General features: G+C 31.9%; 13 protein-coding genes. 8 read left to right on the forward strand and 5 right to left on the reverse strand.

Annotated features, from left to right (window positions below; all coding sequences use genetic code 11):
• Positions 1–134: 134 nt before the first annotated feature.
• Positions 135–899 (forward strand): SDR family oxidoreductase, encoded by a 765-nt coding sequence (locus tag QMG60_RS18220; RefSeq protein ID WP_281865940.1) that lies wholly within the window; start codon positions 135–137, stop codon positions 897–899.
• A 237-nt stretch (positions 900–1,136) separates the two neighbouring features.
• On the opposite strand, the gene QMG60_RS18225 is transcribed toward QMG60_RS18220, so the two are convergent.
• The 4 genes from QMG60_RS18225 to QMG60_RS18240 all read right to left on the reverse strand — a co-directional run bounded on the left by QMG60_RS18225 (position 1,137) and on the right by QMG60_RS18240 (position 3,996).
• Positions 1,137–1,589: a hypothetical protein gene (locus QMG60_RS18225; RefSeq protein ID WP_281865941.1), complete on the reverse strand. Its 453-nt coding sequence runs from the start codon at positions 1,587–1,589 to the stop codon at positions 1,137–1,139.
• Between the two features lie 59 nt (positions 1,590–1,648).
• Positions 1,649–2,122, reverse strand: a complete 474-nt coding sequence (locus QMG60_RS18230; protein WP_281865942.1) for a hypothetical protein — start codon at positions 2,120–2,122, stop codon at positions 1,649–1,651.
• A 135-nt stretch (positions 2,123–2,257) separates the two neighbouring features.
• Positions 2,258–2,962 carry a response regulator transcription factor gene (locus QMG60_RS18235; protein ID WP_281865943.1) on the reverse strand — a complete coding sequence of 235 codons (705 nt, stop codon included), beginning with the start codon at positions 2,960–2,962 and terminating at the stop codon, positions 2,258–2,260.
• On the reverse strand, positions 2,959–3,996 hold the full coding sequence (locus QMG60_RS18240; RefSeq protein ID WP_281865944.1) for a histidine kinase: 1,038 nt from the start codon (positions 3,994–3,996) through the stop codon (positions 2,959–2,961). The genes QMG60_RS18235 and QMG60_RS18240 overlap by 4 nt, the downstream gene beginning before the upstream one ends.
• A 175-nt stretch (positions 3,997–4,171) precedes the next feature.
• On the opposite strand from QMG60_RS18240, the gene QMG60_RS18245 reads away from it, so the two are divergent.
• The 7 genes from QMG60_RS18245 to QMG60_RS18275 all read left to right on the forward strand — a co-directional run bounded on the left by QMG60_RS18245 (position 4,172) and on the right by QMG60_RS18275 (position 15,263).
• Positions 4,172–5,188 carry a TolC family protein gene (locus tag QMG60_RS18245; protein WP_281865945.1) on the forward strand — a complete coding sequence of 339 codons (1,017 nt, stop codon included), beginning with the start codon at positions 4,172–4,174 and terminating at the stop codon, positions 5,186–5,188.
• Between the two features lie 57 nt (positions 5,189–5,245).
• Positions 5,246–5,557 carry a TolC family protein gene (locus QMG60_RS18250; RefSeq protein WP_281865946.1) on the forward strand — a complete coding sequence of 104 codons (312 nt, stop codon included), beginning with the start codon at positions 5,246–5,248 and terminating at the stop codon, positions 5,555–5,557.
• A gap of 10 nt (positions 5,558–5,567) precedes the next feature.
• Positions 5,568–8,852 (forward strand): efflux RND transporter permease subunit, encoded by a 3,285-nt coding sequence (locus QMG60_RS18255; protein WP_281865947.1) that lies wholly within the window; start codon positions 5,568–5,570, stop codon positions 8,850–8,852.
• On the forward strand, positions 8,842–9,930 hold the full coding sequence (locus QMG60_RS18260; RefSeq protein ID WP_281865948.1) for an efflux RND transporter periplasmic adaptor subunit: 1,089 nt from the start codon (positions 8,842–8,844) through the stop codon (positions 9,928–9,930). The genes QMG60_RS18255 and QMG60_RS18260 overlap by 11 nt, the downstream gene beginning before the upstream one ends.
• A 370-nt stretch (positions 9,931–10,300) precedes the next feature.
• Positions 10,301–13,702: a hypothetical protein gene (locus QMG60_RS18265; protein WP_281865949.1), complete on the forward strand. Its 3,402-nt coding sequence runs from the start codon at positions 10,301–10,303 to the stop codon at positions 13,700–13,702.
• A 2-nt stretch (positions 13,703–13,704) separates the two neighbouring features.
• Positions 13,705–14,151, forward strand: coding sequence for a hypothetical protein (locus QMG60_RS18270; RefSeq protein ID WP_281865950.1), 447 nt, complete (start codon positions 13,705–13,707; stop codon positions 14,149–14,151).
• Positions 14,148–15,263, forward strand: a complete 1,116-nt coding sequence (locus tag QMG60_RS18275) for a response regulator (RefSeq protein WP_281865951.1) — start codon at positions 14,148–14,150, stop codon at positions 15,261–15,263. Before QMG60_RS18270 ends, QMG60_RS18275 begins: the two co-directional genes overlap by 4 nt.
• Positions 15,264–15,315: 52 nt before the next feature.
• Here the strand turns inward: QMG60_RS18275 and QMG60_RS18280 are convergent, their stop codons facing one another.
• Complete coding sequence (locus tag QMG60_RS18280; protein ID WP_281865952.1) at positions 15,316–15,549, reverse strand: hypothetical protein; 234 nt, start codon at positions 15,547–15,549, stop codon at positions 15,316–15,318.
• Between the last annotated feature and the right edge of the window lie 403 nt (positions 15,550–15,952).

Here is a 15,952-nt window from a genome sequence, read left to right on the forward strand (position 1 = left end):
TGTTGAATGTGAGATGTGAGATGCAAAAAAGGAATCCTACCTTAAAAAAACATGACAAAAATTTCACATCCACATTTCACATCTTACAACTAACATTTTACATTTCACATTTCACAAATTAACAATTATAAAAAATGGCAGTAAATACAAAAATAGCTCTGGTTACAGGCGGAAGCAGAGGTTTAGGAAAAAATATGGCAATTGCTATTGCTAAAAAAGGAATTGACGTAATTATCACTTACAACAGCAAAAAAGAAGAAGCTGATTTGGTGGTGAAAGAAATTGAAAATTTAGGTCAGAGAGCGGCTTCGCTTCAATTAAATGTGGCTGAGTCAAGTACTTTTGATGCATTTTTTACAGCAGTAGAATCAACTTTAAAAAGTGTTTTTAATACTGATAAATTTGACTTTTTGGTAAACAACGCTGGAATCGGAATTCACAATTCTTTCATTGGAACAACTGAAGCGGAATTTGATCAATTGACTAATATTCAGTTCAAAGGTCCGTTTTTCTTAACCCAAAAAGGATTAAATATAATGAATGACGGCGGCGGAGTCGTAAATATTTCTACAGGTTTAGCTAGATTCTCGTTCCCTGGTTATGCTGCTTATGCTGCAATGAAAGGGGCAATTGAAACCTTAACTAAATATCAGGCAAAAGAATTAGGCGCTAGAAAAATCAAAGTAAATGTTGTGGCCCCAGGCGCAATCGAAACAGATTTTGGCGGCGGAGTGGTTCGCGATAATGAACAAATGAACCAACAAATAGCTTCTGTAACCGCTTTAGGAAGAGTTGGTTTACCTGACGATATTGGTGGTGTCGTAGCTTTTTTATGTACTGAAGAAGCTCGCTGGATAAATGCACAACGTATTGAAGTTTCTGGTGGGATGATGCTTTAAGTTAATGGTTAATGGTTGATGGTTAATGGTTGATGGTTAGTGGTTGATTGTGGATGGTTAGTGGTAATTTTACCTTTTACCTTTTACCTTTTACCTTTTACCTTTTACCTTTTACCTTTTAACTTTTAACTTTTAACTTTTAACTTTTAATTTCTTAACCCATAAAAAACAAAACCCGATAAGCTTTAAAAACTTATCGGGTTTGTCATTTCAAATATATTTGAATTAGTAAGAAGTTTACCTAATTTGGATTCTTTTATAAAATTCACCGTCCTGATCGAAAACTACATTGTAAAACTTTGCATCTTTGACCACTCCGGCTTCATAACTTTTTATATTTAAATTATTTACGACAGCAAAAAATTGTTTCAAAGACTTAACAGGATAATTTTCTTTAAGATAAACTTGTGCTTTTTTCGGCAGTTTGGTTAATAATGTTTGTGTTTTGTAAGCTTTAAAATTTCCTTCTTTATCATATCGGGCAAAAGCAATTGTTTTTGCTGTTTCATTAAATTTTGCTTCAAAAATGATATCTTCATTTTTACCGTATTCAATATCCCAAACTGGTTTCTTTTGCGGATATTGGTTTTCAAAAGCTGTTCTAATATTTTCTGGCGGCACTATAATCCCATTTTGGCCAATTAGAAAATTACTATAAATTACAAAGGCGAATAAAATAATTTTTCTCATGCTTAGATTTTAAATTAAAAATATAAAACTAAACAAATATTGATAATTTTCCTACAAAATTAATTTTTCTCTACTATCACATTAAAACCACCGTCTTTATCAAACTGTATATCATAGAATTTGGCGTCTTTTTCAATTCCAACTTCATAGGTCGTTATTTTTTTATAATCTACAACAACTGCAATTTCGCGAATAGCTTTGGCCGGGTAATTTTTCTTTAAATAAGCTTGTGCTTTTGGCGGCAGCTGGCTTAAAGGAATTTGTAATTCATAAGCTTTCATAGCACCCAAATTGTCGTAAACTGCTAATGCTTTTGTGGTGTTATTTACATTATATCGTGCTTCGTAACGAATTTCATCATTATCATCTCCCACATATTCTTCCGCCCAAACCGGCACGTTACCAGGATATTCTTTTTCAAAAGCAAGTCTCACAACTTCTGGAGGTGTAACTACTTTTTTCATATTCGTCCCTTCTTGTGCAATTAAAAAACTGCTGCATAAAAAAGTAAAAGTCAAAAACACGTTTTTCATGGTTTCATTTTTAAATTAAACTTTAAATAACGTATTAAAAGTACTACTTTTTAATTAAGAATAAATGAAGTAAACAATATTTTTAATGAACGTAACTAAACCATCTCAAAACTAAATACTTAGACAGAAATCAATTTATAATTCCAGCTTTTTTAATCTGTCGGTAAGTTCTCTTTTATAAGTAATTCCTATTGGAATTTTTTCGTTTTTAATAACTACAAAATCTTTTTCGGTTACCTCAATTTTATCCAAAGCAACTATATACGATTTATGAATGCGCATAAAACTCTTTTCCGGAAGGCATTTCTCAAATTCAGTTGTTGTAATCGATGCCAGATAAGTTCTTTTTGTCGTGTGCAGCTTTACGTAGTTGCCAAAACTCTGCGCAAACAAAAGCTGATCCAATTCGATATTCATCAAATAGCCGTCGACTTTTACGTTAACCGAATTAATTGCTTCTTCTGGTTTTTGTTTTCCATTTTCTGTGGCAAAAAAACGATCAATTGCTTTTAAAAACCTTGGAAAATAAATCGGTTTCAGCAGATAATCAATTACGCCGTAATCGTAGCTTTCTAAAGCAAATTCAGAATAAGCGGTTGTTAAAATAGTTTTTGGATGTGTTGGAAGAATTTTCAGCAGTTCCATTCCAGAAATTTCAGGCATATTAATATCCAGAAACATCAAATCAACTGTATTTTCTCTGAGATAATTCATTGCTTCAATGCCATTATAGCCTTGAAAAACCAATTCTAACTGCGGATTCTGTTTGATGTAATTCGCCAAAACATAATGCGCCGCTGGTTCGTCGTCTACAATAATGCATTTTTTTGCGTCTCTCATCCTACAAACTTTTTAAGTTGTATTTCCAAATCAACAATATAAGTCTGTTTATCGTCTTGAATATCTAATTTATAATCTTTCCCATAAATTAAATTCAAACGTTCGATTGTGTTTTTTAAGCCGATTTTAGTCGAAATCACATCATTTTTCTTCGGAATCGAATTGGTAACATGCAGATTTAGTAATCCTTCTTTTACCGTAATCGTAATTTTTACATAGCAGTTTTCAATTGCACAAGTTCCGTGTTTAAAGGCATTTTCAATAAATGCAATTAAAAGCATTGGCGAAATTTTATAAGCGTTTTCGTTGTCAATATCAGCATCAAATGTAATGTCACAGCGATAGCCAACACGTTCTTTTTCAAGCTGAACATAACTGTTTATAAACTCCAATTCGTCTTCTAAAGAAACGCATTGTTTACTGTTACTTTCCAATTGATAACGCATGAGCTGCGAAACTTTCATGATCAAATCTGGTGTTCGGTCTGGAAATTGAAGACTTATTCCGTAAAGTGTATTAAAAGTATTGAACAAAAAATGCGGATTCAATTGTCCTTTCAAAGAATTTAACTGCATTTGATTGAACAATAAAGCCGCATCGGTTTGTTTTCTGTGGATACGATAAAACTTAAAAACAATTATCGGACTCAGAATACAGACTAAAGTTCCTAAAACGCTGGCCAATTGATAAGCGTAACTTCTTTGATGCGAGTTTTGATACAAATGACATTTGGCAAACATATCCAGCATTGTGATTTCGTACAATACAACAGAAAATACAAAAACTCCAAACAATGTCAATATGATATACGTAAAAGGTTTGTTTGCTTTGAATAAAATTGGAAGGAGAAAGAAACGGTTAAATTGGGCGTGCATGTATAAAATACAATAGAAAAATACCCCCATTAAAATCGAAATGAATGAACTAAATAACATCCAATCATTTTTTAAGGTATAAATTGTAAATGAAAAAAGGACAACAGCAACCTCCTGCCACCATTTGTTATCCAATATATTATCGACTTTTTTGTTCATTCTTAATTTGGAAATAGGTTACAAAGTACGAACAAATATTTAATTAATTTTTTCAAAAAATGACAAATTCAATTCGTCATTTACTAGTGCAGTACATCACTTAACCTGACTTTTATCAGCGTAAGAGAAATAAATTTGTTTCATCAAAAAACATTTCATATCACACCTTGAGTTTATGTATTTCAAAAAAATTACCATTTTATTTTTATTGATTTTTGCCTCAATCGGTTACTCTCAAACCCTTTCTTTAAAAGAAGCAGTAAAAACTGGGCTTGAAAACTACGGTTCGATCCGAGCAAAAACCAATTACACCAATGCATCAAAAGAGACTCTAAAACAATCTCGTCGTGATTATCTGCCTAACTTAAATTTGTCAGCGCAGCAAGATTACGGAACTGTAAACGGACAAAACGGACCGCTTTATGGTTTTGGAGGACTTGGAGTTGCTTCATCAGGACTTCCGTTACCTGAACAAAACTGGAACTCAGCATTTGGCGCGCTTTATCTTGTCAACATGAACTGGGATTTTTTCACGTTTGGAAAAATGAAAGAAAAAATCAATTTGTCTAAGATTGATGTTCAGGCCAAAGAAAAAGATTTAGAGCAGGAAAAATTCCAACAGGAAATCAAAATTTCTGCTGCTTATCTTAATTTATTAGCGAGCCAAAGATTATTGATTTCGCAGCAAAAAAATCTAGACCGCGCAGAAATTTTCAAAAAGACAGCTGTTGCCAGAGTTAAAAACGGATTATTAGCTGGCGTAGATTCTACACTAGCAACTGCAGAAGTTTCTAAAGCTAAAATTGCTTTAAACTTAGCTAGAAATTTCGTTAAAGAACAAAACAACAAATTAGTTGATTTGATGGGTGTTGCGCCACAGGATTTTGTTACCGATACTCTTTTTGTAACTCAGATTCCAAAAGAACTAATTAAAGGAAACGCTGCAAATGACAGTCTGCATCCGTTATTGCAATTCTATAAAACGAGAATTGATTACAGCAACCAGCAGGTTAAATTGTTTAAACGTTTTTATTACCCAACAATGAGTGCTTTTGGTGTTTTACAAACTAGAGCTTCAGGATTTGAAAATAGTTATGCAACCGACCAAAATGCTTTCAGCAGAAATTATTGGGACGGCGTAAATCCAGATCGTACAAACTATTTGATTGGAGTTGGAATTACGTGGAATTAAACCACGCCGTTTAGATCCAGCAAACAAGTCAGCGCTCAGAAATTTGTTTCTCAGGCTTTGCAGGAAGAATACAATCAGGCGGATAGAGATTTAAAATCACAGCTGAATTTTGCCGAAGATAAGATCAAAATTACTTTAGAAAATTATGCCGAAGCGCCTATTCAGGTTGATGCGGCAAAAAGAGCTTATTTGCAAAAATCGACTTTATACAAAAACGGTTTAACCGACTTAACTGATTTAACACAAACAATGTATGTTTTAAATCGTGCGGAAATTGATCGTGATATTGTCAACAATAATGTATGGCAGTCGTTTTTGCTGAAAGTTGCTGCAACGGGCAATTTTGACTTATTTATAAATGAATTTTAATTAGATCCAAATGAATTTAATACGTTTTGCACTCCGCAAACCCATTTCCATATTAGTATTGGTTGCGGGTCTATTTTTCTTCGGAATTGGTGCCATCAAAGACATTAAGGTAGATATTTTACCAAAAATGAATTTGCCGGTTATCTATATTGCGCATCCTTTTGGAGGTTATACGCCGGACCAGATGGAAGCTTATTTTGCTAAGACTTATGTTAACATTCTGCCTTTTGCCAACGGTGTAAAATCGGTAGAAACTAAAAATATTCAGGGGTTAATGATCATGAAATTAACCTATTATGAAAACACAAACATGGCGCAGGCTGCAGCCGAATTGAGTTCGCTTTCGAACAGGATTCAGGCGGCATTTCCTCCAGGAACACAGCCTCCGTTTATCATTCGTTTTGATGCTTCTTCACTGCCAATCGGGCAATTGGTCTTGAGCAGTAAAATACGTTCAAACAACGAATTACAGGATTTAGCCAACGTTTATGTTCGTGCTTCGTTTACTTCGATTCCAGGATTATTGTCTCCTGCGCCTTTCGGCGGAAGCCCAAGAACAATCGAGGTTAACGTAGATCCAGATTTACTGCGTTCGCATAATATGACACCAGATCAAGTTGTAGAAGCGATTCGTGTCAACAACCAGACGGCTCCGGGCGGAAACGTGCGAATGGGCGACAAAAATTATATCACGCCAACCAACAATACAATTAAAGAAGTTAAGGATTTTGAAAACATTCCGTTATTTAAAGGAAGCGTTCAAAACTTAAAATTAGGCGATGTAGCGACTGTAAAAGATGGTGCCGATATTACTGCGGGTTATGCTTTGGTAAACGGAAAACGTTCGGTTTATATCAGTATTGCAAAAGCAGGAGATGCTTCGACTTGGGATGTGGTTCAGAAATTAAAATCAGAACTTCCTAAAATTCAGAGTACATTGCCCGAAGACGTAAAATTATCATACGAATTTGACCAGTCGGTTTATGTAATCAACTCGGTTAAAAGTTTAATTACCGAAGGAATTATCGGTGCGGTTTTAACGGGTTTAATGGTTTTGTTATTCTTGGGAGATAGACGTGCCGCGTTAATCGTAATTTTAACGATTCCGATTTCGATCATTTCGGGAGTTTTATTCCTGAAATTATTTGGGCAGACGATCAACTTAATGTCGCTATCAGGATTGGCTTTGGCAATTGGTATTTTGGTGGATGAAAGTACGGTTACGATCGAAAATATTCACCAGCATCTCGACATGGGAAAACCAAAAGCACTCGCCATTTGGGATGCTTGTCAAGAAATTGCTTTACCAAAATTATTAATCTTATTGTGTATTCTTGCCGTATTTGCACCAGCCTTTACAATGGTTGGTATTCCGGGAGCGTTGTTTCTTCCTTTGGCTTTAGCAATCGGATTTTCAATGGTAATTTCGTTTTTACTTTCACAAACTTTTGTACCTGTAATGGCCAACTGGTTAATGAAAGCGCATCCAAAACACGATCATACGCCGGAAATTACAGATGATGAAGCTGAATTTAATGCCTGCGGCTTAACTCCAGAATCTGAAAGAGAGCTTATTACGCAGAAAAAAAACTATGTAGAAAAAGACGATACAAACAGCGATGGAAAAATAGGTGCATTTGAGCGTTTTAGAATCCGCTTTATGAGAACGCTGGATCGATTATTCGTTCATAAAAAAGCAACTAGTATTGTGTATTTGGTTTCTGCAACGGTTTTAGCAATTGTATTAATTACTTTTATCGGTAAAGATGTTTTCCCGAAAACCAATTCAAGTCAATTTCAACTGCGACTTCGTGCTACAGATGGAACTCGTTTAGAAAGAACAGAAGAACAGGCTGTGATTACGTTAAAAGAATTGAAGAAAATGGTTGGCCCGGAACATATAGGAATTTCTTCTGTGTATGTCGGACAGCATCCGTCTTTATTCTCGATCAACCCGATTTATTTATTTATGGCGGGTTCGCATGAAGCTGTTTTCCAGGTAAGTTTAAAAGATTATCATGCCGATATGGATGAGTTTAAAGACGAGTTCAGGGCAAGATTGAAAAAAGTACTGCCAGACACTAAAGTTTCTTTTGAACCAATTGAATTAACGGATAAGGTTTTAAGCCAAGGTTCTCCTACTCCAATCGAAATTCGAATTGCAGGAAAAGATAAAAAACGAAATGAATTATACGCGAATCAAATTGTTGACAAACTAAAAGCGATTTCGTATTTCAGAGACGTTCAAATAGGACAGCCTATTCATTATCCAGCAATGAATATTGATATTGACAGAACCCGTGCGGCAGAATTAGGCGTAGACATGAACGATATTTCGCGTTCGCTTGTGGCTTCAACCTCATCATCAAGATACACCGAAAAAAATATGTGGGTTGATGAAAGAGCGGGATTATCATACAACGTTCAGGTTCAGGTTCCGTTGAACCAGATGAAAAGTAAAACCGATATTGGAGAAATTCCGTTATTGAGAAACTCGCTTCGTCCTGTTTTAAGTGACGTTGCTAAAATTACACCCGGATTTGTAAGCGGTGAAAATGACAATTTAGGGGCCATGCCGTACATTACCGTTACTGCAAACATCAACCAAACCGATTTAGGTACGGCTACAAAAGATGTAGGCAAAACAATTAGTTCTCTTGGCGAATTACCACGTGGTTTGTTTATCACGCCAATTGGACTAAGTACTGTACTGACTGAAACATTAAGCAGTTTACAATCAGGATTATTGGTTGCCGTTTTTGTAATCTTCTTAATGTTGGCCGCTAATTTCCAGTCGTTCAAAGTTTCGTTAGTAATCTTAACGACAGTTCCTGCGGTAGTTTTAGGAGCCTTATTAATGCTGACTATTACAGGTTCTACATTAAACTTACAATCGTATATGGGAATCATTATGTCGGTTGGGGTTTCGATTGCCAATGCCGTTCTATTGGTAACGAATGCCGAACAGCTTCGAAAAATAAATGGCAATGCCTTAGAATCTGCACGTGAAGCTGCTGCGCTGCGTTTGCGTCCAATTATCATGACATCTGTCGCGATGATTGCGGGAATGCTGCCAATGGCAATTGGCCACGGCGAAGGAGGCGATCAGGTTTCTCCGTTAGGAAGAGCGGTTATCGGTGGACTTTTATTTTCTACTTTTGCCGTATTATTAATCCTTCCGCAGATTTTTGCCTGGGCACAAGAAAAAACAACGACACAATCTGTTTCTTTAGATCCCGAAGACGAAGAAAGTATCCATTATATCTCATCATTAAAACCAAAAAATGAACACTAAAATTATAAAATACAGCCCGCTGTTTTTAGCAGCATTATTTTTTCTGAACAGCTGTAATTCAAAGAAAGAAGAAGTTGTTACGGCAGAAATCGAACCTAAAACAGAAACGTTTCTTTTAGAAAAAGAAAAACTGACTACAGAATTGCGTTTACCAGCAGAATTAACGGGTTTCCAGCAAGTAGATTTATATGCCAAAGTGAGCAGTTTCGTAAAATTATTAAAAGTTGATATTGGAACGAAAGTAAAAAAAGGACAGCTTTTGATTGTTTTAGAAGCGCCAGAAATCAGTTCACAATTGGCTGCAGCCGAATCAAGGTTGAAGTCGATGGAAGCCATTTACACCACCAGCAAAAGCACTTACAACCGTTTGTATGAAACTAGCAAGGTTGAAGGAACGATTTCTAAAAACGATTTAGAAATGGCAAGCGGTAAAAAGAATTCTGATTACGCACAATATCAGGCTGCGGTTGCGGCACACAAAGAAGTGGGCATTATGAGAGGTTATCTAGAAATCCGTGCTCCTTTTGACGGTGTTGTAGCGGCTAGAAATGTGAATTTAGGAACTTACGTTGGTCCAGCCGGAAAAGGTTCTGATCTGCCTTTGTTGACGATTCAGCAGCAGGATAAATTACGTTTGGCGGTTTCGATTCCGGAATTGTATACGGGATATTTACACAATGGCGACGAAATGAGTTTTAACGTAAAATCGCTGCCGGAAACTTTTAAAGCGAAAATTACCAGAATGTCTGGCGCTTTAGATTTGAAACTGCGTTCTGAGCGTGTTGAAATGGACGTTATCAATACCAAAAAAGATCTTTTACCTGGAATGGTTGCCGAAGTTTTATTGCCGTTAAACGCAAAAGACAGCACATTTGTAGTTCCGAAATCGGCGGTGGTGAATTCTGCTGAAGGTTTATTTGTGATCAAAGTTTTAAACCACAAAGCAACAAGAGTCAACATTAAAAAAGGAAGAGAAATCGACGATAAAATCGAAATATTCGGCGATTTAAACCCGAAAGATAAACTGGTAAAAATTGCCAGCGAAGAAACTAAGGAAGGCGATACAATAAACGAATAACCTGCGTTTAAGTCTTCATTTTAGTAGATTACCAAAAACTGTACGCATTCTTAGGAATGCAAATTTAAAAATTTGCCTAAAAGGGCAGTTCTTCTTTAATTGGAGGGACTGTCTTTTTTTTTATAATATTAACCATCTATAAATAATTGCCAAAAATGATTTTTTTTTTAGTTTCTGCATTTTGCTAGTACAATCCCATACATAAATAATTTTTTCAACATATTTTATATTAAACTATTTGACATCTTATTTGTAGGGTAGTTTTAATAAGAAAAATTAAATACATTTGGTAATTACTAGATTTGTTTCCAAAACTAAAAAGGAGAAATCCTGTAAATCTTATTACAAAATATAATCATTACAACTAAAAATGGAATATAAAAAGACAATCAGATTAATTTTAGGTAATAGAAAATTAACCGTTGTTAATCAGATTAACCAAATAAAAATATTGATCAATGCTGGTGAATACAAACAGGCATTAAAATCACACCCAATTTTTAATAAAAGTTTAAATAAAGATCCTTTTTTTAAATCAATAGAAAATATTTTTTTAAAAGAGCCTTATTCATTCACAGAAAATTTTAAAAAAGAATTCAAATGGATAACAAATATTCTTGAAAACTACTTAAATGAAATAGATTCTTTTATAGCTTTAAAAAACAAATTTGAAGAATGTATAATTCTAGATAATTTTGAAAATGCCAGTGATATATTAAAAGATATAGAAAATTTATTTGGAATTAGCTTATGGAGTATTGAAGCAAATTTAATAATAGAGGAAAGGGTTAATAATTCTGAATCGAATTGGAATAAACTCTCTTACTATTTAAAGGAAATAAAAAAACCAATTTATGAATTTACAATAAATTCAAGTAGTAAAAGGATTGAATCTAAATTTTCATTTGAAACATTTCTAAATCAGTTTCAAAATGAAATTGATACAATTAATGCAGATGGTTTAATTAAAGATTTTTTAGTATTCAAAAATTTTAACATTGTTAATTATGATTACAAATATAAAAATCTTGAAAGTGTAATTTATGTTTCAAATATATTTTCAATAATAGATCAATATCTAATACTTATTGATGTTATTCTTTACAATTTAGCCACATCGGTTGAAAATGATAAATTATTTTTCCCCTTTATAAATTTATTGAAAGACAATGTTCCCAATGATTATAGAATTTGGAACATTTACAATGTAATTAATGAAAAAAAAGAATTACTAATTTTTGAAAACAACAATGATATTCTGCAATGCTTAAACTTATATTACTCTGGAGATTTTGAAGGAGCATTAGAAATATCACGTGTTGGAATAAAGACACATCCTCTAGAATATGAATACTACAAAACATATTGTAAATCTCTTATAAACCTAGAAATTGGTTTTGTTCAAACAGGCTTAAGTAAAACAATTGATGAAATATTAAAAAATACTTACGATTTATTAACCTTTAAAAATGATAAAGAAAAAAGCTGGAAAGATTTACTTAAATCTACTTTGTTTTTAATGAATACAAATTTTGGAAAACAAATAACTGGGTTAATGGCAGAAATTGAAGGAAAAATTGAAAAAAATCATATTATAGGATTTTTATCATCATCTTTTAATTCGCATAAAAATTTAGCATTAATAGGTAACAGAAACTTAATTGTCGAAAATTTTAAAGACCTTTTTTCGAATCATAGTTTTAAAGTACAATATTTTAAGCAAGGAAATGATGTAAAATTCCTTAATTCTATTTCAAAATCAAAGTTACAAGAAAGTACATTGGAAGCAATTAGAAGTTATCAAAAAGAAGACTTTAACAATGTTATTGAAATATTAGCAGAAGCATCTGATTTAGATAATTTACCATACTATTATGAAAGAAAAGTAAGCTTACTTTTTTATTCATTTCTAAATCTAGGATTATTGAAAGAAGCATTAAATTTATTTGGAGAAATATTTTTCAATAAAACTACTCTCACAAGAAAACTTAGCTACATTGATTTATATGAAGAAATTAAAGAAACACGAAATAAAGATTTTATTATCGATTCAATAGAATATCCTATTCTTTATTCGTTAATTGTTAAAGAATATGACTTATATGAGGCGTATGATGATTTTATGTGTTCAATTAATATCTTTAGTATCGAAGAAATAGATATCTATTCTTTTATTGAAAAATACACTTTAGAAAAAGTTGTATATTTTTTAAGCAATGTTATTACAATAGATACATTAAAATATTCCACAGAATATAACTCCATTAGTGATGTGGAAGAAGACAGGGTAAAAATATTAGAAATATTAATTTCCGTAGATTTATCAAATAAATTAATTTATGAAAAAGAAATAAATGAAATTTATAAAATAAACTCAGTAAGAAAAGTCTTAAAAGAAGTTGATGAAGGAAGATTATATATTGACGTCAGCAGTTTGAAGGAAATTCAAATTAAAAATTTTAGCGATCAATTTCAAAGATTTAAAGAAATTGAGGCTTCATCTTCAACTCAAAATTTAATTGGTTTTAATACTTCAAATACTAAAAACTGGGAAAAAGCATTAACTGAGAAAAACGATAACATTGAAGAATATAACAGTGCTAACTACCTTGCTTTTAAAAGTATTTATTTAGAATCCCGTGAAAATTTTCTTTTTAGTAAAGAATATGGACTAGATAGTTGTCTGAGCACAAGAATCAGACATGGTGCTTTGAAAAATCATATTAGAAGCGTATTTGAAAAATTAAATCTTATAACTTCAAAAATAAATAATCAATATAAAGACAATAATATTTGGAGAGCGCAATTAGTGAGTACTCCAGAATTAAATATTCCAGTTCAACTTATCTTAAAAAATTTCTCTAAAGAAATAGATGATAACACTACCTTTATTGTAGAAAAATTAATCCAGATACAAACAGAAAAAAATTCGGATAAGGCTGAAGGATTATTTCAATACTACACAAATGATGAACTTTTATATTCTTTTTACAATGAGGCTAAAGAATACTTCGATTCTGTCGAATCAACAATTGAAATGATATTAACAAATTTTGTCAATTATACTTTGATAAATCTTCAAGAGGATATTGTTCACGCATTTTCATCAACAATTCCAAAGAAATTTCAATTAATAATAGAAAATACTATTGGGGAGTTAAGAAATCTTAATTTACCAAATGAGTGCGAACTAATATCTAATCTCACTAAATCTAGTACAGAAATACAAAACGAATTACAATATTTATCAGAATGGTTCTATCTAAATACAACTAGTTCTTCCTCGTTATTAAGCATTGAAACAATTATTGATGCTAGTTTAAATTTAACAAACAGAATAAATCCTCTATTTAATTTAAAGCCAGAAATAAATGTAAAAAATATTTTTGCAGGATATAGTAATTTAATTTTTGTTTTCAACATTATGTTCAAAAATGTTATTGAACATTCAAAATTAGACACAAATAAAATTAAATTACGAATAGATTCATCAATTGATAAGGATGAATTTGTATTAATAAAATTCACAAATAATCTTAATCCTAATTTCGATTATTCTGCTAATAGAATTAAACTAGAGGCAATAAAAGAAAATTGGAATAACCATGAAAATATAGAACGATCTAATAAAGAGGGAGAAAGTGGTTATGATAAAATAAAAAGAATACTTTTATACGAAGCATTAGCCAAAACACACAGATTTGATTACGAGCTAAATAAAAACTCAATTTCAATTACACTTTATTTTCCTTACAAAAAACCAATCGCTTAATTATGAAAATTTTAATAATAGAAGATGATAAAATAAAAATTGAAAGGCTAAGTAGTTTTTTAGAATCTCAAAAAATTGTAATCAAAGAATCTTTTCAAAGTGGAATGTTAGAATTAAAAAGTAATTATCAAGTTTATGATCTATTAATTCTGGATATGACAATTCCTCTATGGGAGAAAGGTTTGAATGATTTAGGAGGAAATTATGAACAATTCGGTGGAGAAAAAATCCTAAGAGAGATGAACCGCAGAAAAATATTATTGCCTACAATCTTATTTACGATGTTTGATGTCTTTCCAACCAAAGAAGGAAATTTAACTTTCGACGAAATAAATACAATATTTAAAAACCAATTTGATAGTTTTTATATTGGAGCAGTCTTTTATAATGCTAATGAAGATAACTGGCAAATAGATATGTCTACTTTAATATCAGAATTAAAAATATGAATCATATTAGTATTCTTCTAGTTGATGATGATTTTAATAAAATTTCATCTATAATACGAACAATTAAAGAAGTTTTCGACGAAACTTTATCTATAAATCAAGCTTCATGCGTACAAGAAGCTATTGAAAATTTACAAAATAAGGAATATCACTTATTGATTACTGATTTACAAATGCCTCTAAAATATGATGACCAGCCAAATGACAATGGCGGTCAAGTACTTATTAAACAATTGTATAGAAATAAAAGTAAAGTAAATGTTCCTATGTATATCGTTGGTCTTACACAATTTGAAGAGCTAAAGAATAACTTTGAAGGTATTTGGAAAATTTGGCATTTTGAACCTAGTTCCGAAATCTGGAAAAATAATTTAAGGGATCTTATATTTCATATTAGTTTAGTTAAATCACGTGTCAAAGCAAATAAAATTGAAACAATTTTTTTAGAGGGCCCAACAGATAAAAATATTATCGAATCATGTTTAAAACATTTTTTTGAAAACGAAATAGATAAAGTTTATTTAGAAACGATAAATTATGGTGGAGGTGCCTCATGGGTACAAAGGCAACTTTTTATTTGGGCAAAGTCATTAACCATAAAAACAAAAGAGGAAAAATATTTAAAAGCAGTTGGAATCTTTGATGATGATGAAGCCGGAAAGATAGCAATTGATAATTTGGTTAACCAAATTGAGCAAAATTCTGCTGAAAACAAGACCTTTTCCATTTTAAAGAACAGTTATAAATATTCCGTTTTACTTAAATCAATTAAATCAAAAGGTATTACTTTTCAAACCACTATTGAAGATTTAATATCAATTGATTGTTGGAAAGCAGCAAATGCAAATGGCTGGTTAATATCAAGAGATTTAAAAAAAACTAAGATTGATTCTTCCATACTAAAATTAAAAAATTTAGAAATATCTGAAAAAACGTTAAGAGAAAGCAATTTTACTGAAGATGAAATTTTACTTACCATAAATAAGGTAAATGATGATTACAAGAAACAATTTTCAAATATGGTATGTACACTTGACAAAGAAAACCTTCTATCAATAAAGTATCTACTAGAAGATGCTTTTAAAAAGTTAAAAATAGATCTAGTTGCTTAAAAGTAATGAAAACCTCGATCCCAAAAATCGAGGTTTTCTCATTTTATAAACTCTACTCCTCACTCAAATAAGGATTCAAAATTTCCGCCAATTCATTGAGCCAATAATAATTGTCTTCAAAATTTAAAAGTCCGATTTGGAGAGTTTCGTGCTGTCGCGTTACGCCGAGAGCTAAAATGCAGTTTACTTGTCTTAATATTTTAGCCATATCGTTGGGATCTATAATATGGTTAAAGAAATCAATCAGCCTTGTTTCGGCTTCTTTGGAAAGGGTGTTTGTACTCATAATGTCGTAGTATTAGGAAATATAAAAACCCTTGCATTTTAGTGTTCCTAACGCCTACGACAGCGTTTACGGTCGTTTCCGATACCGTACACATAATACAAGGGCAAATCTTGTTCTAATTTAAAGTCGTAATTATAGGAACTTCAAATATAGGAAAATTTTTTAAAAAGAAAGATTTTTCTTTCAATTAATATATTACTATTATCAAATATAAGAAATCTATATTTCAGCAGGCATTTATCGCATTTTTGTCATTTCGATCCCGAGGCTTCGGGAGAGAAATCTTAGCGAGAAACTCTACAAAGATTGGCAATGTAGATTGTGGAGCTACTTGTGGAGATTTGCTTCGCCTGTTCACTATGACTTAGGTCAAAATAACAAGATTGTAAAAAAACACAAACAA

This window comes from Flavobacterium sp. GSB-24 (assembly GCF_027924665.1).
GTDB lineage: Bacteria > Bacteroidota > Bacteroidia > Flavobacteriales > Flavobacteriaceae > Flavobacterium.